This is a genomic window from Methyloferula stellata AR4 (assembly GCF_000385335.1).
GTDB lineage: Bacteria > Pseudomonadota > Alphaproteobacteria > Rhizobiales > Beijerinckiaceae > Methyloferula > Methyloferula stellata.
Window position 1 is genome coordinate 1,061,560 of record NZ_ARWA01000001.1, and the last position, 23,934, is coordinate 1,085,493.

Genomic DNA, 23,934 nt, shown 5'->3' on the forward strand with positions numbered 1-23,934 from the left:
ACCGAATCCGGTGTGAGGTCCAGAGAGGCCAGCGCCAGGCTTCCGCTTTGCTTAATAAGGTGTCCGAAACAACGAGGCCCCGCGCGACGAGCCTTTCCTCGCTCCGCGCGCCTGCTTAAATCAGGACCATGAGCCCATCTCCAAAAAGCGCCGTGGCGCCTGAAAGCCCAAAGCTCGACGAGACAGCCGGCGCGGTCCCGGAGCCGGAACAGGCTGCGGATGCTTTGGCCGGTTCGGACGAACCGGGCGATCTGGCCGAGCTCGACCTGCAAGCCGATGACCCGTCGCTGCCTGCGACGGTCCGGCAAGGCGCAGCCACTATTCGCGCATTCTGGAAACATGCGCCGGTCGGACCCGGCGTCTATCGGATGTTAGGCGCCGACGGCGAAGTGCTCTATGTCGGCAAGGCGAAAAGCGTCCGCAAGCGCATCGCGAGCTATGCGCGGGCGGCAGGTCATACGAACCGCATCGCGCGGATGATCGCGCTGACGACCTCGATGGTCTTCGTCTCGACCGGGACCGAGGCCGAAGCCCTGCTGCTCGAGACCAATTACATCAAGCAGATGAAGCCGCGCTTCAACGTTCTGATGCGCGACGACAAATCCTTTCCCTATATTCTGCTCACCAAGGATCATCTGGCGCCGCAGATCACCAAGCATCGCGGGGCGAGGAGCCGCAAGGGCGATTATTTCGGGCCTTTCGCCAGCGTCTGGGCAGTCAACCGCACCTTGAACGCGCTCGAGCGGGCCTTTCTTTTGCGGTCCTGCTCGGATTCCTATTTCGAGAATCGCACGAGGCCTTGTTTGCTCTATCAGATCAAGCGCTGCTCGGCGCCCTGCACGGGCGAGATCAATGCCGAGGATTATGCGGAACTCGTGCGCGAGGCGCATGATTTTCTATCGGGCAAGAGCCGCGCTGTGCGCGATACGCTGGCGCAAGAAATGGCGCTTGCCGCCGACGATCTCGAATTCGAACGCGCTGCCAGATTGCGTGACCGCATCGCGGCGCTTTCGGCCATTCAAGGCGCCCAGGGCGTCAATCCGAAGACGGTGGAAGAGGCGGATGTCTTTGCGATCGCCGATCAGGCCGGGCAGTTCTGCATCGAAGTCTTCTTCTTCCGCACCTATCAGAACTGGGGCAATCGCGCCTATTTTCCGCGCGCCGACAGAAGCTTTGAGCCTGCCGAAGTGCTCGATGCCTTTCTGGCGCAATTCTATTCGGACATGCCGCCGCCGCGCCTCGTGCTGCTGTCGCATGAAATTGAAAACCATGCCGTTCTCGCCGAGGCTTTGAGCGCGCGGGCCGGCCGCAAGGTCGAAATCCTCGTTCCGCAGCGCGGCGAAAAGAAGGAACTCGTCGAGCATGCGGCCCATAACGGGCGCGAGGCTCTGGGGCGCAAGCTCTCCGAAAGCGCGTCGCAGGAAAAGCTTCTCTGCGCGCTCGCCGAGGCTTTTGGCCTCGAAAAAGTGCCGCGCCGTATCGAGGTCTACGACAATTCCCACATTATGGGCACCAATGCGGTCGGCGCGATGATCGTCGCAGGTGCCGACGGTTTCATGAAAAGCCATTACCGCACGTTCAACATCAAGGGCGAGGAGCTCACGCCTGGCGACGATTACGGCATGATGCGCGAGGTTTTGCGGCGGCGTTTCACCCGGCTGCTGAAAGAAGGGAGCGTCACAGCATCTGCCGATGTCGAACAGGAGACCGCGCTTCTCGATCAGGATGCGGAGCCGGAGGAACCGGAATTCGCAGCCTTCCCGCAAAAGCCCGATCTGATCGTCATCGACGGCGGTCTGGGGCAATTCGAAGCAGCCCACAAGATTTTCGAGGAGCTCGGCGTCAAGGGCGTGACCATCGTCTCGATCGCCAAAGGGCCCGACCGCAATGCCGGGCGCGAGAGTTTTTTCATCGACGGCCGCGAGCCCTTCCGCCTGTCGCCGCGCGATCCGGCGCTTTATTTCATCCAGCGCCTGCGCGACGAGGCGCATCGTTTCGCGATCGGCACCCATAGGGCGAAGCGCAAGAAAGAATTCACCAAAAGCCCGCTCGACGAAATCGCCGGGATCGGTCCGGCGCGGAAACGCGCTCTCCTTCACGCCTTCGGGACGGCCAAAGCCATTTCCCGCGCGGCGCTCTCGGACCTCGAAAAGGTCCCTGGCATCAATGCCGCGACGGCCAAACTCGTCTATGACTTCTTCCACGATCGCCAGACGTAAGCGAGGCACTTTGCCTCAAACGTAGAGCGGGATGCGAAAAAGTGGATACCGGTTTTTCGCTAAAATCCCGCTCTAAATTACCAGAATCGATCACGTTCATGAGTTTGGGTAGGTTCAAGTCGGTCAAACCGACTTGAACCTACCCAAACTCATCGTGATCTAATAAGCCCCATCTATTGACGGACGCACGTCGAACCTATTCCCTCGGATCATGGCCATTACAACCTTTTCTTCCGGCTCGTCCCGGTCTTGGAACCTTCCCAATATCCTGACGCTTGGCCGGATGCTGGCGGTGCCTTTCGTCGTTGCCTGCCTGTTCTGGCCGGATACGTTCTTCATGCGCTGGCTGGCGCTCGGCATTTTCATCGTCGCGGGCATCACGGATTTCCTCGACGGCTATCTCGCGCGCGCCTGGTCGCAGCAATCGGCCTTAGGCCGCATGCTCGATCCGATCGCCGACAAGCTTCTCGTGTCGGCGGTGCTTTTGATGCTCGTCGCCAATCACACGATAGCGAGCTATTCGATCTGGGCCGCGATCATCATCCTGTGCCGGGAGATTCTCGTATCCGGCCTGCGCGAGTTCCTGGCCGAACTCAAAGTGCCTCTGCCGGTCAGCCGGATCGCCAAATGGAAGACCGTGCTGCAGCTCGTCGCGCTCGGCTTTCTGATCGCGGGCTCGGCCGGTGACTATGCAATCGGCGGCATCACCACGACGGGTCTTGTCCTGCTCTGGCTCTCGGCTTTGCTGACGCTTTACACGGGCGGGGATTATCTCGTCGCCGGGTTGAGGCATGTGATTGAGGAGTAGAGAGCATTTTCAAGCGAAGTGGTCACCGGTTCGCGGATTCGGCTTTTGCCGAAATCCGTCTTTAATGATCAAATCAGGCAGGCCTGATTTGATAGAAGAAAATGCGATAAAGAACGATGCATAATCCCGAAAAGTTGCGGACTTTTCGGATAAGATCATGCGTCAAACAAAGGCAAGTCCGATGAAGGCGCTTTATTTCGCCTGGGTGCGCGAGAAGATCGGCAAGGCCGAAGAAGAGATCGCCCTGCCGGACGAGATCAAGACGGTCGGCGAACTCGTCGCCTGGATGAGCCGCCGTGGCGAGGAATATGCGGAAGCCTTCTCGACCGGCACGGTGCGCGTCGCGATCGACCGGGCGCATGCAAAGCACGATGCCATCATCGGCAAAGCCTGCGAGATCGCTTTCTTTCCGCCGATGACCGGAGGCTGACCCCGTGACTCATCCGGCGCAGTTTTGCGAAGTCAGCGTGCGCGTACAGGCCGAGACCTTCGATGCGGCGGCCGAAGCACAGCGCCTGACGGAGGGGCGCACGGATCTCGGCGCCATCGTCACCTTCACCGGCCTTTGCCGTGACGAAAGCGGAACGCTCGCAGCGCTCGAGATCGAACATTATCCGGGCATGGCTGAAGCCGAGATTTTACGCGTCGTCGAAGAAGCCCGTAGCCGCTGGCCGCTGCAAGGCGCGCTCGTCATCCATCGCTTCGGCAAGATCAAACCGGGCGAGCCGATCGTCCTTGTCGTCACCACGAGCACGCATCGCACCGAGGCCTTCGAGGCCGCCGCCTTCCTCATGGATTATCTGAAAACCCGCGCGCCTTTCTGGAAGAAGGAGCATCTTGCCGATCAAAGCTCAGGCGGCTGGGTCGCTGCGAAGGATCAGGACGAGGCTGCGGCCGGACGCTGGAAAGCGTGAGCCCCTACCAGGCAAAGCTTACCGCTCGGCGCTGTCGCCGCCTGCGAGTTTGGTCGCGAAGAGAGCGATGGTACGCGCATAGACATCCGCTTTGTTCCATTGCTGGATTACCGCGAAATTCGGCTGGCCCGGCGCCCAGCCAGCGCCCTTCTGCCAGCCATAGCTTTTGAAATAATTGGCGGTCGAGGCGAGCACGTCGCGTACGTCGTGGATCAGGTCGCGATGGCTGTTTGAATCGAAATCGACCGCGAATTTAAGGTAGGACGAGGGCATGAATTGCGTCTGGCCGATTTCGCCGGCCCAGGCGCCGCGCATGGTCGCAGGCGTAAGGTCGCCGCGTTCGACGAGACGCAAGGCATCGAACAATTCCGCCTTGAACATATCCGAGCGGCGGCAATCATAGGCCAGCGTCGCGATCGATCTGATTGTATCGAAATTGCCGGTGACCGCACCGAAATCGCTTTCCAATCCCCAGACTGCGACGATGACCGCGGGCGGCACGCCATATTGCTGCTCGATGCGGTCGAATGTATCGGCATATTGCTTCAAGAGAAGCGCACCCTTGCGGAGCCGGTCTTTATTGATCATGCGGCCGGAGAATTGCTCGAAGCTTTGATCGAAAACATGCTGGCCATGATCGCGCGACACGATGCTTGGATCATAGGCCACATTATTGAGACCGGCACTGATAGCGGCTTCGGAAATACCCTGGGCCGCGGCTTCTTTTTTTATATCGCGGAGCCATGCATCGAAGCCCGCGGGATCATGGCATGGAGCTGCCAAAGCCGGCTCGCCGATAAGGCCAAGCAAAGATGCGCCGATAAGGAGACCGGTCCAAAGACCTAGCCGATGTTTCCGCTTCTGCATCGCGCATACTCCGTTGAGTGTCTTGCATCGTAATAGGATAGCCGGAAGACGGCGACGGTTTCATCTCATGCGGACGCGCCGAAATTGAGTCGTTTCGCTGGTTGGTACGCCGTGCCGGTGCATAACAGGCGCGACCTTGACCGTATTGTGAAAATCCCGAAGGTAAAGTGCAGCCTGCTTCAAAGCGCCGTGATTTCACCGGCATAAGAGAAAACGACTTGGTTTTTAGGCATTTTGAAACAGCGAATTTTGTCTCTCAAAAGTCACACAGCGGTTGAGAACTGCGGCAATCGTCATTTCAAAATGGCAAAGTTCGTGGAACGATTTATCGTTAGCTCAGATAGAGTCGTTGATCGGATTTTGATTCCCACGACATTCGGTCGGCACACGGCGCTATCGCATCAGTTACCCACGACTGCACGACTTCAACGCCGAACCTTATCCGTTCGGCGTTTTTTTGTGCCTGTTTTTGAGCTTGGCCGAATCTGTTCCGCCGCGTTCATTCGCCCGCCATCCGCCATTGAGGTGCAGGCGATTCAATCTCTTTCAAACTGGCTTCCGCAGCCTCGATATAGTCGCGCGTCAAGGGCACGGCATCCATGCATTTGGCGAGCTGAATCTGGAACACGACCTGGCCTTCATAGCGGAAGGTCGCTTCCGAGCCGGCAAGATAAAATTCCCACATCCGGCAGAAGCGTTCGTCATAAAGCGCCTTGGCTTCGTCCCGCCTCGCTCGAAACCTTTCGCGCCAGACCCGCAGCGTTTCCGCATAATGCAGGCGCAGGACTTCGATATCGGTCACGATGAGGCCGGCCCGTTCGATCGATGGCATGATCTCGGACAGCGACGGAAGATAGCCTCCCGGGAAAATATATTTTTCAACCCAGGGATTGGTCGGGGAAGGCTCGGTCGAGCGCCCGATCGTATGGACAACGGCGATGCCTTTGGTATCGAGGAGGCGGGCGATTCCGCTGAAATAGGCGTCGTAATAATCGCGTCCGACATGTTCGAACATTCCAATTGAGACGATGCGATCGAAATGCGCGTCGAGATCGCGATAGTCTTGCCGTTGAAACGTCACTCTCCCGGCGAGCCCGGCTTCTTTCGCGCGGCCTTGCGCGATGGCGAGCTGCTCCTTCGACAAGGTGATGCCGGTTACCTGCGCGCCGCAGACCTGCGCGAGATAGAGTCCAAGACCGCCCCAGCCGCAGCCGATGTCCAGCACGGTCTGACCGGCTTCGATGAGAAGTTTCGCGGCGATATGACGTTTCTTGGCCAGTTGCGCCCGGTCGAGATCATCGTCGGGACGTTCGAAATAGGCACAGGAATATTGCCGGTCGGAATCGAGGAAGAGCGCATAAAGACGGCTGTCGAGATCATAATGGTGGGCGACATTGCGCAGCGACCGCTGCGCGTCATTGCGATCCCGCCGCCGGAACCACCCGCTCCGCAACGCCTGCAGGCGATTCAACCAGCGCGGCCTGAGATCGTAATTGCGCGCGGCAAGCGCAAGCACGTCATAGATCGTGCCTTTGGTCACATCGACGTGGCCATCCATGTACAATTCGCCGAAGGCCAGCTCGGGAGTGAGAATGAATCTCAGTTGACCCAAGGCATCGTTGAACCGGATCGCGATCAAATCGCCAGAGCCGTCGCCGACTTCGAACGTTTCGCCGTTCGCAGTCTCAATCTCGATGCGGCCTTGTCTGATGAGGGCGGAAAGAAACGATCGGAGCATGACCGGAATCCTATTTTAGAATTCACGATAACGTGACCGCGCGGTTCCTATGGAAGCGAAAGCCTGAGCCTTTTCATTGATGCTTCCAACGAAAAGGCCGAGCGCGGTTACAATGTTTCACCTTTGCGTTACAGCCCTTTGATAACGCTCAAGGCGCGCGTTAGTTCACCGATGCGAGGCTTACGCCAGCGCCGAATTGCCCGAGCGTAATGGAGGATGGAAGTCATGAAACGAATTGGAAGGATAACACTTTCGGTCGCCGCTCTTCTCGCTGCCGGCGCCTATTCACCGGCGGCTTTCGCTTTCGGCGGCCACGGCGGTGGCCATTTTGGCGGGGGGCATTTCGGCGGCTTCGGACATGGATTCGGCGGCGGTCATTTTGGGGGCTTTGGACACGGATTCGGCGGCGGTCATTTTGGTGGATTTGGCGGGCATAGATTCGTCGGCCGCGGATTCGGCGGCGGCTTCGGCTATGGTCTGTATGACGGCGGCTGGGACTATCCCGATTACGCTTATGATTATGGATATGGATATCCGTACGGCTATCCCTTTGGACCTTACGGCTATCCTTACGGTCAAGGCGTCTATTACAGCCAGGACTACGCACCGCCGGTGATCGTTAGAACCGTCCGGCACTACCATCATTATCATCATCGGAAAACGCACAAAGCGTCCAAGAAGTGACGCTAGGCGCGGGCTCGAAAAACGAGTCTTGAGCATCGCTTTTCGGATAGGGTTTCAAAGGGCCTCCGGCAATCGCGCGGAGGCCTTTTTCGTGCCGTCCTTGCGCTGCTGCAAGGCAGAAGCGCGGCCGAAAACTTTTCACATCATCAATGGTTGGTTCGCAATCCTTCGATGATTTTAATGAACTTGACCGTTCGAAAGTGAGGCGTCCGTGCGCTTGAGAATAGTGATGGAACTCCTCCTCTGACGTCACGTTGCTCAGGTGGAAATTTCGACACCTTGACAGCGATCTAAGTGAACGTTGGTTCAGCGGTTGATGATCCAAAGTGAAAACAGGCGCTGAGTTTTTCAGCCTGACAACGAAGGATGCAATCATGAGACGTATCGGAGTTTTGGCGGTTTCGACCGCGGCGATTCTCGCGGCGGGAACATTTTCGGCGGACGCGGCAGGGTTTGGCGGCTGGCATGGCGGCGGTTTCCATGGCGGCGGCTGGCATGGCGGCGGCTGGGGTGGCCGGGGTTGGGGTGGCCGGGGTTGGGGTGGTAGCGGACTCGGATGGGGTCTGGCTGGCGCTGGTCTCGGTCTCGGTCTTGGTTTGGCAGCAGCTACCGACGGTTATGGTTGGGGCGGCTATGGTGACGGGTACGGATATGGTTATGGTTATCCGGCAGCCTATGGTTACGGTTATGGCTATCCCGGCTATGGCGTAACTTATGCGGCTGTGCCCGTCTTGCAGACGGGCCGCAGCGCGGCGATGGGCGGCCTCGGCAGATATTGCACGACGCCGATCAAGAGCTGTCTTCTCTACGATCCCGCCAACATGGGCGCAGGCTGCTCGTGTAAGGTGGCTGGTGGCCGGGCTCATGGAGCCGTGACGCCGTAACCTAAACCACGTTTGGATTATTTTCATTGGCCCGTGGCGATGCTCATCGCCGCGGGCTTTTCACATTCCGTAATAGCCGCGGTACCAGTCGACGAAGGCCGGAACACCAATACTCAGTGGTGTCGATGGCCGGTATCCGGTCAGATGCGCAAGAAGATCGGTGTTGGCATAGGTTTCGGGCACATCGCCGGGCTGCATATCCATCAAATGGCGTTTGGCGCATCTGCCGGTCGCCGCCTCGATGGCGCTGACGAAATCTGGCAGCGAGACTGGGCTTCCGGCGCCTATGTTCACCACGCGCCATGGTGCTTCGGGCGAAAGCGAGTCGCCTTCCGTCGTCTTTTGCCGCTGCGGCCCGGGAGCCGGTGGGATCACCGCCGAAAGGCGTAGGATCGCCGCGGCGAGATCGTCGATAAAGGTGAAGTCGCGCCGCATGTCGCCATGATTATAGAGATCGATCGGCCGGTCCTCGAAGAGCGCCGACACGAATTTATAAAGCGCCATGTCCGGACGGCCCCAGGGGCCGTAAACCGTGAAGAAACGCAGCATCGTCACCGGAATTGCGAAGAGATGCGCATAGGCATGCGCCATCTCCTCATTGGCCTTTTTCGTCGCGGCATAAAGCGTCAGCGGATGATCGGCGCGATCTATCTCCCGGAAGGGGATGGAGCGATTGGCGCCATAGACCGAGGAGGTCGAGGCCAGCAGCGCATGGCGTGGCGGCGCGCGGCGCATGCATTCGAGAAGGTTGAAGGTGCCGGTGAGATTGGCGTCGACATAGGCGCGCGGATTGTCGAGGCTGTAGCGCACGCCCGCCTGCGCGGCGAAATGGAAGACGAGGTCGAATCCCGTGCCATAGGCGCCCTGCAACGTCTCCATATCCTCAAGCAGCAGCCGATGGGCGTGAAATCCCGGCTTGCCGGCGAGGAGCGCCTGACGCTTCTCCTTGAGGGCGAGGTCGTAATAAGGCGTGAAGCCGTCGATGCCGGTGACCTCATGGCCTTCGTCCAAGAGCCGCCGGGCGACGTGAAAACCGATGAAACCGGCCGTTCCGGTCACGAGAATGTGCATGGGTTTGGAATTGCTCCAGATCAAAGGCACGATATGTGAGACATGTCAGAAAGAGCCCGGAGGCGGGGCTTTTTTGGGTCCGCCGTCAAGGTTTTATCTCCGATCTTTCCGAAATGGCCCATTTCTTCACGAAATGAGACTTTCTGCCGCTTTTGGAACGGATCGAAATTGTATAGTAAGGCAGGCTTGGTCGCCAAAGCCCGCTTTCGGCCCACCACCGGCTACGCTGGCCGGAGACTTTCGAGGATAAATTCCGCATGGGGTACCGGCACTTCTTCGAGGACGCGATTGGCCGCCTGAAAACCGAACAGCGCTATCGCGTCTTTGCCGATCTTGAACGCGACGCCGAGCTGTTTCCGCTCGCCCACTGGCATCGCAGCCCCGGCCAGATAGAAGATGTCGTCATCTGGTGTTCCAACGACTACTTGTGCATGGGCCGGCATCCCGAAGTGATCGGCGCCATGGCGGAAGCCGCGGCGCATTATGGCGTCGGCGCCGGCGGCACCCGCAATATTTCGGGTACCAACCATCCGCTCGTCGAACTCGAGTCGGAGCTGGCGCAGCTGCATGGCAAGGATAACGCGCTGGTCTTCACCTCCGGCTGGATTTCCAATCTCGCGGCCATTTCGACGATCGCGGATTGTCTGCCGAATTGTCTCATCCTGTCGGATGCCTTGAACCATAATTCGATGATCGAGGGCATCAAGCGGTCCTCGGCCGAGCGCAAGATCTTCCGCCACAACGATCTCGATCATCTCGAAGAATTGCTGCAGGCCGCCGGGCCCGAGCGCAACAAGCTGATCGTCTTCGAAAGCCTTTATTCCATGAATGGCGATATCGCGCCGATCGGCAAGATCGCCGATCTCGCCGAGCGCTATAATGCGATGACCTATATGGACGAGGTTCATGCCGTCGGCCTCTATGGCGCGCATGGCGGCGGTATTGCCGAGCGCGACGGCGTGATGCATCGCATCGACGTTATCGAAGGCACGCTCGCCAAGGGCTTTGGCACGCTCGGCGGCTATATCGCCGCCGACAGCATGATCATCGATGCGGTGCGTTCCTATGCGCCGTCCTTTATTTTCACGACCGCGCTGCCTCCGGCCGTCGCAAAAGCGGCCTGCACGGCCGTCAAGCTCCTGAAGAACGGCGCCGAATGGCGGGCCCAGCATCAGCGTCAGTCGATGCTGACGAAACATGCTCTGAGCGCGGCGGGCCTCCCTGTGATGCCGAACCACTCGCATATCGTGCCAGTGTTCGTCGGCGACGCAGAGCGGTGCAAAGCCGCGTCCGACATGCTGCTCGAACGCCACGGCATCTATATCCAGCCGATCAATTATCCGACGATTCCGAAAACCACCGAGCGCCTGCGCATCACGCCGACGCCTTTGCACACGGACGCGCATATCGTGCATCTCGTCGAATCGCTCGTCGATGTCTGGAAGGCGCTGAAGCTGCCTTTCGTCGTCGAGCCGAAGATCGTCGAATTCAAGCGCGAGACGGTGGACGCCCGCTGCACCTTCCCGGAATTCAAACGCGCTGCCGAATAAGGCAGGCCGTTGATCTGGCTGACGTTGCAGGCGGGTGGAACAAAGCAGCCGCAGACGTACGGCACTTCCTTCTCCCGTGGGAGAAGGGCGACACGCACTGGCTGATTTCAACCTTAGATTGAAGGAAGCGTTCGGTCGGACGGCGCGATCAGCGGGCCGCGAGACGATCGGCGGCCGATTTGCAGCCACCCGTCAACTCGGCGATATGTGCCTGCAAGCAGGCCTCCGCTTCGCCGGCGCCGAGCCTGCTGCCGGGGCAAAGCCGGGCAAGATCCGAACTGCAAACGTCGTGCATGGCCGAGGCCATCGTGCCGCGGCAGGTTGCCGACACGTTCATGTAATTCGAGCCGAGACAGCGGACGACACGACCACCGCCCGCCGGCGTGCCGGAGCAATAGGTCTGGATATCGGAATCGCAGGATCTCGCGATGGCTTGGAGCCGGGCTGCGAGGCCATCCGCTGCGACATTGATCGTTCCGAGACCAACAACAAGGGCAGCGGCAAGGGCAGACGAAAATAAACGAGATGACATAATGTTCTTCCCCGGGAACAGCCGTGATTCGCTCGCTGCGCCAATTCGTAACGCAATGCGAACGCATACAATGTGCGAGCCCGCACCTTGTGTTCCAGAGTGAAACAAAAGGGAGTGATTCGCTAGATCAACTTAACTCGAGCGAAAAGGTTGCAAGATTCATGCAATTACTTGCAATGCTTTAAGCGCTGCTGCGGCGATCAGCCCTTGCGTATAGGGGTCTTTTGGCTGCGTCAGCAGGTCCGCGGCCTTGCCGCGCTCGACGATGCGGCCATCTTTCATCACGGCAATCTCCTCGGCCATGGCGCGTACGACGGAGAGATCATGGCTGATGAAGACATAGGAAAGCCCGTGATCCCTTTGCAGCTTGGCAAGCAGGTCGAGAATATCGGCCTGAACCGACCGATCGAGGGCTGATGTCGGTTCGTCGAGAACGACGAGCTTTGGCTTCAAGATCATGGCGCGGGCGATCGCGACGCGCTGGCGCTGACCGCCGGAGAGTTCGTTTGGAAAGCGGTATCGCAGGGCCGCATCAAGCCTGACCTCGTCCAAGGCCTGCGCGGCTCTGGTATCGCGGTCCGCGCGTGAAAGGTGAAGTTCATGCACGCGCAGGCCTTCGGTCACGGTGTCGCCGATCGTCATGCGCGGCGACAGCGAGCCGTAAGGATCTTGGAAGACGAGCTGCATCTTATGCCGCAATGGCCGCATGGCTCGCCGATCGAGCGGGGTCAGGTCGCGGTCTTCGAAACTGATATGGCCGCTCGCCGGGACCAGCTTCAACAAGGCACGCCCGAGCGTCGATTTGCCGGAGCCCGATTCGCCAACCAATCCGAGCGTCTGGCCTTGCCGCAAGGTGAGATCGACATGATCGACGGCCTTGATTTCTTTACGCGTGGCGAAGAGCCCACCGCGTAAGGAAAACTGCACGCAGAGATCGCGCGCTTCGAGAAGCGTCGGCGCATCTCTTTGCGGTGCGCGGCTCAGGCTTTGGGGCGCCGCGGCGAGAAGCATCTTCGTATAATCATGTTCGGGCGCCGTTAAAATCTTGTGCGCCGGACCGCTTTCGACGATTTCGCCGGCCTGCATGACATGGATCACATCGGCGAAACGCCGGACGAGACCGAGATCATGGCTGATGAAGATCATCGCCATGCCGAGCCGCGTCTTGAGTTCGGTGATGAGATCGAGAATGCGGGCTTCGACCGTCACGTCGAGCGCTGTCGTCGGTTCGTCGGCGATCAGGATTTCGGGATTGCAGGCAACCGCCATGGCGATGGCGACGCGCTGGCGCTGGCCGCCCGAGAGTTCATGGACATAGGCCCTGGCGCGGCGCGCTGGATCGGGGATACCGACGAGATCGATGAGTTCGATGGCCCTTGCTTTCGCCGCTGCGCGGGAGAGGCCCAAATGCTGGCGCAGCACCGCTGCGATCTGGGCGCCGACCGGCACGAAAGGGTCGAGCGCCGACATGGGCTCCTGGAAGATCATGGCGATCCGCCGCCCGCGAATGGCATCCAACTCTTTGGTCGGCAGGCGGAGGAGATCCTTGCCCTCGAAAAGGACCTGGCCTTCCACTTGAGCGTCGGGCCCGAGCAGGCGCATGGCGGCAAGCACGGTCTGGGATTTGCCAGATCCCGATTCGCCGACGATGGCTGCGACTTCGCCGCGTGCCAGATTGAAGCTCACACCTTTGACGGCCTCATGCGCGCCGTAGCGGACGTGAAGATCGTCGAAGCTGAGGATCGAAGGATCTTCCATTAGAACGTTGTCGCCTTAAGTTGAATCATGATCACGTTCTAATCTTATGTATTGACGCATGATCTTGTCCAAAAAGTCTGCAACTTTTTGGGATCATGCTCTAGGCGCTTCCCACGCCGAGCCTGTCGCGCCAATTCTCGCCGAGCTGGTTGAGCGCGGCCAAAGTCAGGCCCAAAAACAGCGCGGGAAAGACAAGGAGATGGATCGAGGCTTGGATATTGCGCGCGCCGTCGGCAATGAGAATGCCCCAGCTCGTCAAAGGCTCCTGTACGCCTAACCCTAAGAAAGACACGAAGCTTTCGAGCAGGATCACGCGCGGCACGAGCACGGTGAGATAGGCGACGATCGGCCCGGCCGCATTGGGAAGAATGTGGCGCCAGAGGATGGCCGGCGTCGTCGCGCCGAGCGCTTCCGCCGCGGCCACATAATCGCGGCGTTTGATCGAAAGCGTCTGGCCGCGCACGATGCGCGCCATGTCGAGCCATTCGACCGCGCCGATCGCGACGAAGATCAAAACGAAATTGCGGCCGAAGACGACGACGAGAACGATGACGAGAAAGATGAAGGGCAGCGCATAGACGACTTCGACGATGCGCATCATGATCGCGTCCACGCTGCCGCCGAGATAGCCGGCCGTCGCGCCCCAGGCGACGCCGACGAGAAGAGCGACGAGCGACGCCAGAATGCCGACGGCGAGCGAGATGCGCCCGGCGATCAGCGTGCGGGTGAGAAGATCGCGGCCATTGGCATCGGTGCCGAAGAGAAAATAAATCTGGCGGATGGGCAGGTCGAGCGCGAGGTTATGATCGCCCGCGGCCTGCCCGATGATCTTCGCCGTGCCGAAAAGATCGGAATGATCGAAGTAGCGTGCGACGCGTGGATCGATCGGGGCTTCGCTTTTCAGCGTTAGATGCAGCGTGTCGCCTTCGATCGTGTAGGCGGCTTCGGTATGAATGCGCTGCGTCAGCGCCGAGAGCGACATGTCGAGCTCTTCCGGGCTCGGATGCGCGACGAGGGATGGCCCGGTCAAGACATAATCGCGATAGACGCGGTCATAGGCATGCGGCGAAAGCCATGGGCCCAGAAAACAGGCGAGGGTAATCGCGATAAGAATGGCGAGGCTCGCAATCGTCGAGAGCCTTGTGGTCGAGAGCCTTGCGCCGCGCAGGGTCTCCATCATGGCGGGCTCAATCATGCCGGACTCGCGGATCGACGAGCCCATAGGCGAGATCGACGAGAAGATTGAAGACGATGATGAAGACGGCGACGGTGACGACAGTGCCCATCACGATCGTATAGTCGCGCCCGAGCGCGCCATCGACGAAATAGCGGCCGAGGCCGGGGATCGAGAAGATCGTTTCAACCACCACGGTTCCGGTGAGAAGTCCCGCCGCCGCCGGACCGAGATAAGAGAGAACCGGCAGACAGGCACCGCGAAAGGCATGAAGATAAATATATGACGGCGAATGCCCGAAGGCGCGCAACGTGCGGATGAACGGCGCCGACAGCGTATCGCGCATGGCGGCTTGAGTAAGGCGTAGAATCACGGCGATCTGTGGCAGGGCCAATGTGAAGACGGGCAGGATCTGATGGCGCCAATCGCCATCGTCCCAGCCGGCGACGGGCAGCCATCGCAAATCCAACCCGAAACTGACTTGCAGCAGCGGCGCGACGACAAAAGCCGGCACGGCTATGCCGCAAAGCGTCACGATACGCGCCAGCCAAAGCACTGTCCCATGCGGCCTGATCGCCGCAGCCATGCCGAGCGGCACGCCGACGAGCAGAGCGAAGGCGAGCGCTTCGGCGCCGATCTGCATGGAAATCGGCAGGGCCACTTTGAAAATATCGTTCACGCTGAAATCGCGCCAATGCAGGCTTGGGCCAAGGTCGCCGTGAAGGAGATTCCACAGATAGAGCCCATATTGCTTATAGAGCGGCAGATCGAGCCCATAGGCGTGCTGGACGTTTTTCAAAATCTCCGGATCGAGCCCGCGCTCGCTGTCGAAGGGACCGCCGGGCGCGAGCCGCATCACGAAGAAGGAGAGCGTCACGATCGCGAGAAGTGTGGGGACGGCGGCGGCGATGCGGGCGAGGATCAGACGCAACATGGATCAGATCCGCGCCCGCAGATAAGTCATTGCGTGACCGCCGGCGCGATCGAAATATAGCGGCCGGGATGATGATCGATCACATTGGTCTCCCAGCCCTGAACTTTCTTCGAGACAATATTATGCGATTCATAGGAGAGCAGCACGAGATAGGGCTGTTCGGCCAAAAGAAGCGTCTCCGCCTGATGCAAGATCTCCTGGCGTTTTTCGGGCAAGGGTTCGGTGGCGGCAGCCTGCATCAAGGCATCATAATCGCGATTGTTGAAATTCGCGACATTCAAACCGGGGTTGTTGCTTTCGGCCAGAAACAAAAAATTCTGCGCGTCCGGATAATCGCCGAGCCAGGAGAAGCGCATGATCTCGAACGGCGCCTTTGAGCGCATGAAAGCGTAGAAGCTCGTCGCATCCGTATTGATGAGCCGCGTCTCGACGCCGATCCGCCGCCACATATCGGCGACCGCGACGGCGGTCGCCTTATGGTTCTCCGACGTATTATAGCGAAACTCGACCTCGAGCTTTTTGCCGCCCGGCCCGAAACCGGCCTCCTGCAACAGGCGCTTGGCTTCGTCTTCGCGATCGAAAGGGCTCATGTCCTTCCATGTGACCATTGAAGGTTCACCATAGGACTCGATGCCCGGCGGGACGAAACTATAGCCGGGCGTCATCGTCCCGCCCCAGATTCGGCCGGCCAGAAATTCGCGATCGACGACCATGGAGAGCGCTTGGCGCACGCGGACATCGTCGAAAGGCGGGCGTCTCGTATCGAAGGCGAAATAATAGCCGCCGAGATAGGGCGCAACCTTGAATTCATCGCCAAGCCGCGCCCGGACAAAGGCGATCTGATCGAGCGGTACATCGTCATAGGAATCGATTTCGCCGGCCAAGAACTGCCGCAAGGCAGCGGCCCGGTCTTCGATCGGCGTGATGATCTCCTTGTCGAGCGCGACATGCGCCGCGTCGTGGAAATAAGGGTTCTTCACCAGCACGAGCCGGTCGTTCGGCATGAAGGATTTCAGCATGAAGGCGCCGTTGCTGACCAAATGGCCCGGCTTCACGAATGCGTTGCCATAGGCCTCGACCGATTGGCGGTGGAGCGGATAGGCCGTCAGATGGGTGAGCTGCTCGATGAAATAGGGGACCGGCCGTTCCAGGGTGATTTCGAGTTCGATCGGGCTCAGCGCGCGCACGCCGAGCGTCTCGACCGGCGCGTGGTGTTTGTTGATCTCCTCGGCATCTTTCAGCGTGTAGAAAATATTGGCATAGGGCGCGCCGGTCGCCGGATCCATCAGGCGCCGAAAGGCGAAGACGAAATCGTCGGCCGTGACCGGATCGCCATTCGACCATTTCGCGTCCGGCCGCAAATGGAAGAGATAGACGGTCTTATCCTTATTCACGTCCCAGCTTTGGGCGACGCCCGGCTGCAGCTCGCCGCGCCCGTCATGGATGACGAGCCCTTCATAGAGTTCGGTGAAGACATTGCCTTCGAGAACGGTCGTCGCCTTATGCGGATCGAGCGAACCCGGATCGCCATATTCGCCGCGATGCCAGACCATCTCGGCGTGGGCTTGCGGGGCAAGGGCGGAGAGGCAAAGGAGAAGAATGCAAGCACGCAGAAGGCGACGTGGTTGCAAACCATCACATATAAGGCGCGTCATGCCCGGCCTTGAGCCGGGCATCCAGGCATTGAACTTAATCGTCGAGACCACTCTCAAAACATTATTCCTGGATGCGCGGGTCAAGCCCGCGCATGACGCGCTGGCGGCGGTCATCCCTCCGACAATTTCACTTTATGCTGCGCCACCGGGATCTGCGCGCGGACTTTCTTGACGAGCGTCGGATCGAGCCGCGCCGAGACGATGCCGACGCCGTCGGAAGCTTTCGCGATCACATGACCCCAGGGGTCTGCGACCAGCGAATGGCCATAGGTCTGGCGCGGTTCATTGCCGGATAGATGCGTGCCGGTCTGCGCCGCCGCGCAAAAATAGGTTTCGGTTTCGATCGCGCGGGCGCGGCACAGCACTTCCCAATGATCCTTGCCGGTTTGCAAGGTGAAGGCCGAAGGCAGCGCGATCATTTCGGCTCCCTTGGCGACAAGCGCCTGAAACAGATCCGGAAACCGCAGATCGTAGCAAATCGAGCAGCCGACGGTCATGTCTTCGCAAGCATATGTCGCGATGGCATCGCCCGGCTTGAAAGAGGCGCTTTCCTCATAGCGCGTGCCGTCCGGCGCAGTAATGTCGAACATATGGATCTTGCGATAGCGGGCGATCTCGCGCCCTTCGCGGTCGAAGGCAACCGTCGTATTATGGATGCGGTCTTCGCCTTCCGCGCGCTCCAGCATCGAGCCGGCATGGATGAAGATCTTGTGGCGTTTGGCGAGCGCCTGCATGGCGTTATAGGCCGGCCCATCCGGCAGGCGTTCGGCAGCGGCGAATTTATCGGCCCTGGCGCCGCCGAGAAAATCGAAACATTCGGGCAGGCAGACCCAATCGGGCTTCTCTTCCGCCACGGCCTGCTCGATGAGCTTCACGGCGGCCGCTATATTGGCGGCTTTGTCGCTGATCGAGTTCATTTGAATGAGGGAGATTTTCATCGCAGGCTCTGAAGCGCGCTCAAGCTTACGCGCAAACGGCAAAGCCGGATCGCTTTGCCTCAAGACCTGATCTTAGCAGAGCGGCGCTTCGCGGAACAAGGATCGAAACGCCGCGCCTATGCCGTCATTGCGAGGAGCGTAGCGACAAAGCAATCCATGCCGTCTGGACTGCTTCGCTTTGCTCGCAATGACGGTTCAGACCGCGATCTGCAAGCCTTCCGCGAAGCTCTTCATCCGGTCGCTCATGGACGCGGCGAGATCGTTCAGCTCGCGCACGAGATTGACGACCGAATCGACGCTCTCATTGGTTTCCGTGACGGCGGTCGCGACATTCTCGACAAAGGACGACATGGCAGCCGTGCCGGAAGCGGCCGAGCGCACATTGCGGGTGATCTCCTGCGTCGAGGCACCCTGCTCGTGAACCGCCGAGGCGATGATCATCGAAATATGTTCGACTTCATTGATCTTGCGGGCGATGAGGTCGATGGCCTGCACCGAGGTTTCGGTGGCGCCCTGCATATCGGCGATTAGGCCGGAGATTTCCTGCGTCGCTTTCGCGGTCTGGGTGGCAAGTGTCTTTACCTCTTGCGCAACGACGGCAAAGCCGCGGCCGGCCTCGCCCGCCCGGGCTGCTTCGATGGTCGCGTTGAGCGCGAGAAGATTGGTCTGGGCCGCGATTCTCGAAATCAGGCTCACGACATCGCCGACTCGGCGGGCCGCGGCGGATAGCCTTGCCATGCCGGCATTGGTCGCGACCGCTTCCGTCACCGCCTTTTGGACGACGGTTGTCGATTGCACGACCTGCTGGCTGATTTCCTCGATCGAGATCAGCAATTGTTCGGATGCATTGGCGACTGAAGACACGTCTCCGGCCGCATTGGCGGAAGCGATCTTGGCTTGGCTCGTGCCTTCGCTGGCATTGCGAGCCGTGAGGATCATGGTCTCGGAGGCCTCGGCCATGCGTTTCGCCATGGTGCCGAAACGCTTCATGGCGGCGGAAAGCTCGGCCGAGAATTTCTCGATCCGCGTATGAATGGCGACTTCATGCACCAGTTTGGCTTCGCGGTCATCGCGCGCCTGGATCTCCTGAGCGAGCGCATTATTGGTCTTGACGGCGTCGCGCAGCACACCCAGCGATCTCGCGATCTGTCCGATCTCGTCGGACCGCTTGTCGCCACTGATCTCGATATTGGTATCGCCATTGGCAAGCTGCGTCATCTGGTGCGCGAGAGTCTCGATCGGCCTCGTCGTCGTGAAATGGATGACGGGCAAGGACACGCAGAGCACGACGATGCAGCTCAAGCCCAGTTCGATGAGCAGGCTGTTGGCGTAAGTGTCGGCCGCGTTTTCGAGGCGGCTTGCCTCGGCGACGATCCGATCGGGCGCGGCGATCGTGACCGCGTGTGCAAGATCATGCAGGTTGACGACAGCGATATAGGCAGCGATGCCGAGGGCAAGCAGCAGCCCAAGGAAGAGAATTTGCCGCAGCGCAAGGCTCCGGCCAACTGATAAATTCGGCATTGAACCACCTGATCGGTGTCTTTCGACCCGTATGGGGATGCCGAAAACCTAGCAGTACGCTCTTCACGGGAGGTTAACGCATGGCTTGGCGCAGCCTTCCGGCCGGGCTCGGCCGGGTTTCCATAGGCCTGCCCGCAGCGTAATCGGTGATATGATCAGGCTCTTCCGGATCGACCGATGCCGGCGGGGTGAATGCAGCCGCGGTCTTGCCGCCTAAAACAGGGTTTTACATGTCGCTGACCGTCGCTGTGCAGATGGACCCGGTGGAAAAGATCAGGATCGCGGGCGATACGACCTTTGCTTTGATGCTGGAGGCCGTGCGGCGCGGGCATCGGCTCCTCTATTACACGCCGGACCGGCTTTCGATGCGGGGCAGGGACGTCTTCGCCGAAGCGTCGCCAATCGAGGTGCGCGACATAGAAGGCGACCATTTCAGTCTGGGCACGCCCGAAATTGTCGACCTGTCGGGCGTCGATGTGGTGCTTCTCCGGCAAGATCCACCCTTCGATCTTGCCTATATCACCTCGACGCATCTTCTGGAGCAGCTTCAGCCGAAAGTGCTCGTCGTCAATGATCCGGCAAGCGTCCGCAATGCGCCGGAAAAGCTCTTCGTGATGAACTATCCCGAACTCATGCCGCCGACCTTGATCACCCGCAGCAAAGGCGCGATCGAAGCCTTCCGGGCCGAGCATGGCGAAGTCGTGATGAAGCCGTTGCATGGACATGGCGGCGCCTCGGTGTTCAAGGTCGGGCTTCAAGATCCGAATTTCGGCTCCCTCTTCGATCTTTTCTCCGTCACCTTTCGCGAGCCCTGGGTCGTGCAGCGGTTTCTCCCGGCCGTCGTCAAGGGCGATAAGAGGATCGTTCTTATCGATGGGGTGGCGGCCGGCGCCATTAATCGCGTGCCGGCGGAAAACGATATCCGCTCGAATATGGTGCGCGGCGGTGCCGCCGCGGCGACGGAATTCACCCCGCGCGAACGCGAAATCTGCGAGACCATCGGGCCGGAACTGAAGCGCCGCGGCCTGCTTCTCGTCGGCATCGATGTGATCGACGGCTATTTGACGGAAATCAATGTCACCTCGCCGACCGGCATAAGGGCCATCAAAAAGACCGGCGGCCCCGATCTCGCGGTCGCGGTCTGGGATGCGATCGAAGCGAAAAAGCGGGCGGCAGCGGCTTGAGACCTACCCGGGTGCTGAATTCGCCCCGATTCGTGCCATATGATAGACTATCGGGCACGCTGCGAGTGCGCCGGGACAGGTCACAGTGAACGTCCAGAATATCCATGCTTTCGACCGGTCGAGTCTGGCTGAGGCCATAGCGGCGCTCTACGCCGCGGGTGAGCCCCCGGCCGAGCTTCGCAAAGGGGTCATTGCGCTCTTCCGCAACGCCTTGGAGCAGGGCCATCAGATCGCGCGGGAGGCTTTGGAAGCCAAGCGCGGCGGGCTTGCCTGCGCGCGCTATCTTTCGCATGCCGAAGACGAGCTGATCCGCGCCATTCACGCCTATGTCGTGACCTATATACATCCGGCGCCCGATGCCGCGACGCAAAAGCGGCTGGTCATTGCCGCCGTCGGCGGCTACGGGCGCGGCACTCTGGCGCCCGGCTCCGACATTGATCTGCTCTTTCTGCTGCCGACCGAGGAGTCCAAATGGGGCGAGCGCGTGGTCGAGGCCATGCTCTATGTGCTGTGGGATCTGCGGCAGAAGGTCGGCCATTCGACACGTTCCATCGAGGATTGCCTCGCCCTGGCGCGCGAGGACATGACGATCCGCACCGCGCTTTTCGAGGCGCGGTTCATTCTCGGCGACGAAGTTCTGTTCGAGGACATGCGGACGCGGTTCGATCAGGAGATCGTCAGCAAGACGGCGATCGAATTCGTCACGGCCAAGCTTGCAGAGCGCGACCGCCGTCTTACGCAATCGGGCCGCACGCGCTATCTGGTCGAGCCCAATGTGAAGGAAGGCAAAGGCGGGCTGCGCGATCTCAATACGTTGTTTTGGATCGCCAAATATGTCTATCGCGTGCGCACGACGGCCGAGCTCGTCGAGGCGGGCCTCTTCTCGCGGCAGGAATATCAGCTCTTCTGCCGCTGCGAGGAATTCCTCTGGCGCGTGCGCTGCCACATGCATTTCGTGACCGGCAGGGCGGAAGAACGGCTGAGCTTCGACCTGCAGCCGATCATGGCGGCCAGGCTCGGCTATTCGGCGCGGGCCGGTCTCGCCAGCGTCGAACGTTTCATGAAGCATTATTTCCTGGTGACGAAGGATGTCGGCAATCTGACGACGATCCTTTGCGCCGCGCTCGAAGAACGCCAGACCATGCCCGAAGCGGTGATCGATCGCTTCGAGCGCCGGAGCACGCCACGCAAGAAGCGCGTCAACAGCCAAGACTTTGCCATCGAAAACGGCCGCGTGACGGTGACGAGACCGGATGTCTTCGAGCGCGACCCCGTCAATCTCATCAGGCTCTTCTGGATCGCGGATCGAAACGGCGTCGCCATTCATCCAGACGCGACGCGGCTCGTCACTTTGTCGTTGAAACGGATCGATAATGAATTGCGCAGCGATCCCGCGGCCAATGCATTGTTTCTCGACATTCTCACGTCGCATCATGCGACCGAGGTCGTGCTCCGGCTGATGAACGAGGCGGGCGTGCTCGGCCGCTTCATTCCGGAGTTCGGCCGCGTCGTCGCCTTGATGCAATTCAACATGTATCATCATTTCACGGTCGACGAGCATCTGTTGCGGGCAGTCGGCGTGCTGGCCGATCTCGAGAGCCGGCGCAAGGTTGAGGATCATCCTCTCCCCAATGAAATCCTGTCGTCGCTTGCCGACCGGCGCGTCGTCTATCTCGCTTTGTTTCTGCATGATGTCGCCAAGGGCCGCGAGGAGGACCATTCGCTGGCCGGCATGGAAGTCGCGCTCAAGCTCGGCAAAAGACTTGGGCTTGATCCGGCCGAAACGGAAACGGTCGCCTGGCTCGTCGAAAACCATTTGCTGATGTCCGATACCGCGCAGCGCCGCGACTTGGCCGACCGCCGCACCATCGAGACTTTCGCGGCGACCGTGCAGACGCTCGAACGGCTGAAGATGCTTTTCATCCTGACGATTTGCGACATTCGCGCGGTCGGGCCGGGCGTCTGGAACGCCTGGAAGGGCGAACTTTTGCGGACGCTCTATTGGGAAACCGAAGTGGTGCTGACCGGCGGCCATTCGGCGGTCAAACGCGACAGGCGGGTGGCGATGGCGCGCAAGGATCTACGGGAGGCCTTGCCCAATTGGTCGGATCTGGATTTCGAGGCCTATGCGGCGCGCCATCAGCAGGCCTATTGGCTGAAGGTCGATCTCGCCCACAAGATCCAGCACGCCAAGCTTCTCAACATGACCGAGGTCGAGATGCCGGCGCCGATCACCGACATTGCGATCGATGCCGCGCGCGGCGTCACCGAATTGACTGTGATCGCGCCCGACCACCCGCGGCTTCTGTCGATCATCGCGGGGGCTTGCGCGGCATCCGGCGCCAATATCGTCGATGCGCAGGTCTTCACCACGGCGGACGGATTGGCGCTCGACACGATCTTCATTTCGCGCGCCTTCGACTTCGACGAAGACGAGTTGCGGCGCGCCAATAAGATCGCTTTGGCGATCGAGCGGTCTTTGCTCGGCGAAATCCGGCTGCAGGATGTGATCGCTGGGCGCCGCGATCAGCGTCAGGAGCGCGGCAAAACCTTCCAGGTCCCGGCACGTGTCACGATCGACAATAATTTATCGAAGCGCTTCACGGTGGTCGAGGTCTCGGGGCTCGACCGGCCGGGTCTGCTCTTCGATTTGACGACGATTTTATCGAAACTCGAGCTCAACATCGGCTCCGCCCATATCGTCACATTCGGCGAAAAAGCGGCGGACGTTTTCTACGTCACGGACTTCCATGGCGCCAAGATTACCTCGGCCAGCCATAAAGCCGCGATCAGGCGCCGGATTCTCGAGAAATTCGAACCAGTTAACGAGTCTGAGGCCAAGGTGGCATGATCGCTTGATTTTTTTGCCGCCGGACCTGATATCCAGCGCATTCCTTTCCATAACCAGATCAGATCATGACTGAACCCAAGAAAGCGGAAAACGACATGGCGGAAGCTTTGGAACCGGGTCTTGCGCCGGAGGCTGGCGATCCTGCCGGCGAGCCGGATCCCTTCGTGGTCCTCGAAAAGCTCAAAGCCGAGAATGCTGATGCGAAGGACAAGCTTCTGCGCACTTTGGCGGAGATGGAAAATCTCCGGCGCCGGACGGAGCGCGAAATCGCCGATGCCAAGATTTATGGCGTCACGTCCTTCGCCCGCGACATGCTGGTCTTCGCCGATAACCTGACACGGGCCCTCGAAAACATACCGGCCGAGGTGCGCGAAAAAGCCGAACCGGCGGCCAAGGCCTTCATCGAAGGCATCGAGCTCACCCAAAAGGATTTCCTGTCGCGGCTGACCCGTCACGGGATCAAGAAGCTCGAACCGCAGGGCGCCAAGTTCGACCCGAATATGCACGAGGCCCTGTTCGAAATCCCGGACGAGAGCGTGCCGGCAGGCACGGTCTTGCAGGTGGTCGAGGCGGGCTATGGGATCGGCGACCGGGTTTTGCGGCCGGCAAAGGTCGGGATCTCGAAAGGCGGCCCGAAAGGGTAATTTGAATC

Annotated in this window: 20 protein-coding genes; 10 read left to right on the forward strand and 10 right to left on the reverse strand. The window is 59.9% G+C overall.

What is annotated here, in order from left to right; all coding sequences use genetic code 11:
* The first annotated feature begins 128 nt into the window (after positions 1-128).
* The 4 genes from uvrC (at position 129) to A3OQ_RS0105265 (ending at position 3,941) form a co-directional block, all read left to right on the forward strand.
* Positions 129-2,219, forward strand: a complete 2,091-nt coding sequence (gene uvrC / locus A3OQ_RS0105250; RefSeq protein WP_026595518.1) for an excinuclease ABC subunit UvrC — start codon at positions 129-131, stop codon at positions 2,217-2,219.
* Positions 2,220-2,430: 211 nt separating this feature from the next.
* Entirely contained in the window at positions 2,431-3,027 is a 597-nt protein-coding gene (gene pgsA, locus A3OQ_RS0105255) for a CDP-diacylglycerol--glycerol-3-phosphate 3-phosphatidyltransferase (RefSeq protein WP_020174317.1), read from the forward strand.
* 181 nt (positions 3,028-3,208) lie between these two features.
* Positions 3,209-3,457 (forward strand): molybdopterin converting factor subunit 1, encoded by a 249-nt coding sequence (moaD, locus tag A3OQ_RS0105260; RefSeq protein WP_026595519.1) that lies wholly within the window; start codon positions 3,209-3,211, stop codon positions 3,455-3,457.
* A 4-nt stretch (positions 3,458-3,461) separates the two neighbouring features.
* Positions 3,462-3,941, forward strand: a complete 480-nt coding sequence (locus A3OQ_RS0105265) for a molybdenum cofactor biosynthesis protein MoaE (protein WP_020174319.1) — start codon at positions 3,462-3,464, stop codon at positions 3,939-3,941.
* 18 nt (positions 3,942-3,959) lie between these two features.
* On the opposite strand, the gene A3OQ_RS0105270 is transcribed toward A3OQ_RS0105265, so the two are convergent.
* Positions 3,960-4,808, reverse strand: a complete 849-nt coding sequence (locus A3OQ_RS0105270) for a lytic murein transglycosylase (protein ID WP_020174320.1) — start codon at positions 4,806-4,808, stop codon at positions 3,960-3,962.
* Between the two features lie 499 nt (positions 4,809-5,307).
* Positions 5,308-6,546, reverse strand: coding sequence for a cyclopropane fatty acid synthase (locus tag A3OQ_RS0105275; RefSeq protein ID WP_020174321.1), 1,239 nt, complete (start codon positions 6,544-6,546; stop codon positions 5,308-5,310).
* A 225-nt stretch (positions 6,547-6,771) separates the two neighbouring features.
* Between A3OQ_RS0105275 and A3OQ_RS21375 the strand changes: the two genes are divergently transcribed.
* Together A3OQ_RS21375 and A3OQ_RS23955 are read left to right on the forward strand one after the other, a co-directional pair.
* Positions 6,772-7,230, forward strand: coding sequence for a hypothetical protein (locus tag A3OQ_RS21375; protein ID WP_020174322.1), 459 nt, complete (start codon positions 6,772-6,774; stop codon positions 7,228-7,230).
* 374 nt (positions 7,231-7,604) lie between these two features.
* On the forward strand, positions 7,605-8,114 hold the full coding sequence (locus A3OQ_RS23955; RefSeq protein WP_083931656.1) for a hypothetical protein: 510 nt from the start codon (positions 7,605-7,607) through the stop codon (positions 8,112-8,114).
* A gap of 60 nt (positions 8,115-8,174) precedes the next feature.
* Here A3OQ_RS23955 and A3OQ_RS0105295 read toward each other — a convergent pair whose 3' ends face one another.
* The gene (locus A3OQ_RS0105295; protein ID WP_020174325.1) at positions 8,175-9,185 is read right to left on the reverse strand and encodes an NAD-dependent epimerase/dehydratase family protein; all 1,011 of its coding nucleotides are present in this window, start codon (positions 9,183-9,185) and stop codon (positions 8,175-8,177) included.
* Between the two features lie 257 nt (positions 9,186-9,442).
* Between A3OQ_RS0105295 and hemA the strand changes: the two genes are divergently transcribed.
* Positions 9,443-10,735: a 5-aminolevulinate synthase gene (hemA, locus tag A3OQ_RS0105300; RefSeq protein ID WP_020174326.1), complete on the forward strand. Its 1,293-nt coding sequence runs from the start codon at positions 9,443-9,445 to the stop codon at positions 10,733-10,735.
* Positions 10,736-10,883: 148 nt separating this feature from the next.
* On the opposite strand, the gene A3OQ_RS0105305 is transcribed toward hemA, so the two are convergent.
* The 7 genes from A3OQ_RS0105305 to A3OQ_RS0105335 all read right to left on the reverse strand — a co-directional run bounded on the left by A3OQ_RS0105305 (position 10,884) and on the right by A3OQ_RS0105335 (position 19,247).
* Positions 10,884-11,267, reverse strand: a complete 384-nt coding sequence (locus A3OQ_RS0105305) for a cysteine rich repeat-containing protein (protein WP_020174327.1) — start codon at positions 11,265-11,267, stop codon at positions 10,884-10,886.
* Positions 11,268-11,426: 159 nt separating this feature from the next.
* On the reverse strand, positions 11,427-13,025 hold the full coding sequence (locus A3OQ_RS0105310; RefSeq protein ID WP_020174328.1) for an ABC transporter ATP-binding protein: 1,599 nt from the start codon (positions 13,023-13,025) through the stop codon (positions 11,427-11,429).
* Positions 13,026-13,125: 100 nt separating this feature from the next.
* Positions 13,126-14,220, reverse strand: a complete 1,095-nt coding sequence (locus A3OQ_RS0105315; RefSeq protein WP_152428321.1) for an ABC transporter permease — start codon at positions 14,218-14,220, stop codon at positions 13,126-13,128.
* The gene (locus A3OQ_RS0105320; protein ID WP_020174330.1) at positions 14,213-15,133 is read right to left on the reverse strand and encodes an ABC transporter permease; all 921 of its coding nucleotides are present in this window, start codon (positions 15,131-15,133) and stop codon (positions 14,213-14,215) included. The genes A3OQ_RS0105315 and A3OQ_RS0105320 overlap by 8 nt, the downstream gene beginning before the upstream one ends.
* 26 nt (positions 15,134-15,159) lie before the next feature.
* Positions 15,160-16,686: a peptide ABC transporter substrate-binding protein gene (locus tag A3OQ_RS0105325; protein ID WP_020174331.1), complete on the reverse strand. Its 1,527-nt coding sequence runs from the start codon at positions 16,684-16,686 to the stop codon at positions 15,160-15,162.
* A 212-nt stretch (positions 16,687-16,898) separates the two neighbouring features.
* Complete coding sequence (locus A3OQ_RS0105330) at positions 16,899-17,726, reverse strand: carbon-nitrogen hydrolase family protein (protein ID WP_026595521.1); 828 nt, start codon at positions 17,724-17,726, stop codon at positions 16,899-16,901.
* Between the two features lie 195 nt (positions 17,727-17,921).
* A complete protein-coding gene (locus tag A3OQ_RS0105335; protein ID WP_020174334.1) occupies positions 17,922-19,247 on the reverse strand; it encodes a methyl-accepting chemotaxis protein in 1,326 nt (441 codons plus the stop codon).
* A gap of 230 nt (positions 19,248-19,477) precedes the next feature.
* Here A3OQ_RS0105335 and gshB point away from each other — a divergent pair, with 230 nt between their 5' ends.
* The 3 genes from gshB to grpE all read left to right on the forward strand — a co-directional run bounded on the left by gshB (position 19,478) and on the right by grpE (position 23,926).
* The gene (gene gshB, locus A3OQ_RS0105340) at positions 19,478-20,431 is read left to right on the forward strand and encodes a glutathione synthase (RefSeq protein ID WP_020174335.1); all 954 of its coding nucleotides are present in this window, start codon (positions 19,478-19,480) and stop codon (positions 20,429-20,431) included.
* A gap of 85 nt (positions 20,432-20,516) precedes the next feature.
* A complete protein-coding gene (locus A3OQ_RS0105345; protein WP_020174336.1) occupies positions 20,517-23,282 on the forward strand; it encodes a [protein-PII] uridylyltransferase in 2,766 nt (921 codons plus the stop codon).
* A 65-nt stretch (positions 23,283-23,347) separates the two neighbouring features.
* Positions 23,348-23,926, forward strand: coding sequence for a nucleotide exchange factor GrpE (gene grpE / locus A3OQ_RS0105350; RefSeq protein ID WP_026595523.1), 579 nt, complete (start codon positions 23,348-23,350; stop codon positions 23,924-23,926).
* Positions 23,927-23,934 lie beyond the last annotated feature (8 nt).

Bases quoted from the DNA above. Each gene is read 5' to 3' on its own strand.
- A3OQ_RS0105330 (WP_026595521.1), bottom strand. From the start codon at position 17,726: ATGAAAATCTCCCTCATTCAAATGAACTCGATCAGCGACAAAGCCGCC.
- A3OQ_RS21375 (WP_020174322.1), top strand. From the start codon at position 6,772: ATGAAACGAATTGGAAGGATAACACTTTCGGTCGCCGCTCTTCTCGCT.
- moaD (WP_026595519.1), top strand. From the start codon at position 3,209: ATGAAGGCGCTTTATTTCGCCTGGGTGCGCGAGAAGATCGGCAAGGCC.
- A3OQ_RS0105315 (WP_152428321.1), bottom strand. From the start codon at position 14,220: ATGATTGAGCCCGCCATGATGGAGACCCTGCGCGGCGCAAGGCTCTCG.
- A3OQ_RS0105325 (WP_020174331.1), bottom strand. From the start codon at position 16,686: ATGGTCTGGCATCGCGGCGAATATGGCGATCCGGGTTCGCTCGATCCG.
- A3OQ_RS23955 (WP_083931656.1), top strand. From the start codon at position 7,605: ATGAGACGTATCGGAGTTTTGGCGGTTTCGACCGCGGCGATTCTCGCG.
- A3OQ_RS0105320 (WP_020174330.1), bottom strand. From the start codon at position 15,133: ATGTTGCGTCTGATCCTCGCCCGCATCGCCGCCGCCGTCCCCACACTT.
- A3OQ_RS0105295 (WP_020174325.1), bottom strand. From the start codon at position 9,185: ATGCACATTCTCGTGACCGGAACGGCCGGTTTCATCGGTTTTCACGTC.
- uvrC (WP_026595518.1), top strand. From the start codon at position 129: ATGAGCCCATCTCCAAAAAGCGCCGTGGCGCCTGAAAGCCCAAAGCTC.
- hemA (WP_020174326.1), top strand. From the start codon at position 9,443: ATGGGGTACCGGCACTTCTTCGAGGACGCGATTGGCCGCCTGAAAACC.
- A3OQ_RS0105310 (WP_020174328.1), bottom strand. From the start codon at position 13,025: ATGGAAGATCCTTCGATCCTCAGCTTCGACGATCTTCACGTCCGCTAC.
- A3OQ_RS0105335 (WP_020174334.1), bottom strand. From the start codon at position 19,247: ATGCCGAATTTATCAGTTGGCCGGAGCCTTGCGCTGCGGCAAATTCTC.
- pgsA (WP_020174317.1), top strand. From the start codon at position 2,431: ATGGCCATTACAACCTTTTCTTCCGGCTCGTCCCGGTCTTGGAACCTT.
- A3OQ_RS0105305 (WP_020174327.1), bottom strand. From the start codon at position 11,267: ATGTCATCTCGTTTATTTTCGTCTGCCCTTGCCGCTGCCCTTGTTGTT.
- A3OQ_RS0105275 (WP_020174321.1), bottom strand. From the start codon at position 6,546: ATGCTCCGATCGTTTCTTTCCGCCCTCATCAGACAAGGCCGCATCGAG.
- gshB (WP_020174335.1), top strand. From the start codon at position 19,478: ATGTCGCTGACCGTCGCTGTGCAGATGGACCCGGTGGAAAAGATCAGG.
- A3OQ_RS0105270 (WP_020174320.1), bottom strand. From the start codon at position 4,808: ATGCAGAAGCGGAAACATCGGCTAGGTCTTTGGACCGGTCTCCTTATC.
- grpE (WP_026595523.1), top strand. From the start codon at position 23,348: ATGACTGAACCCAAGAAAGCGGAAAACGACATGGCGGAAGCTTTGGAA.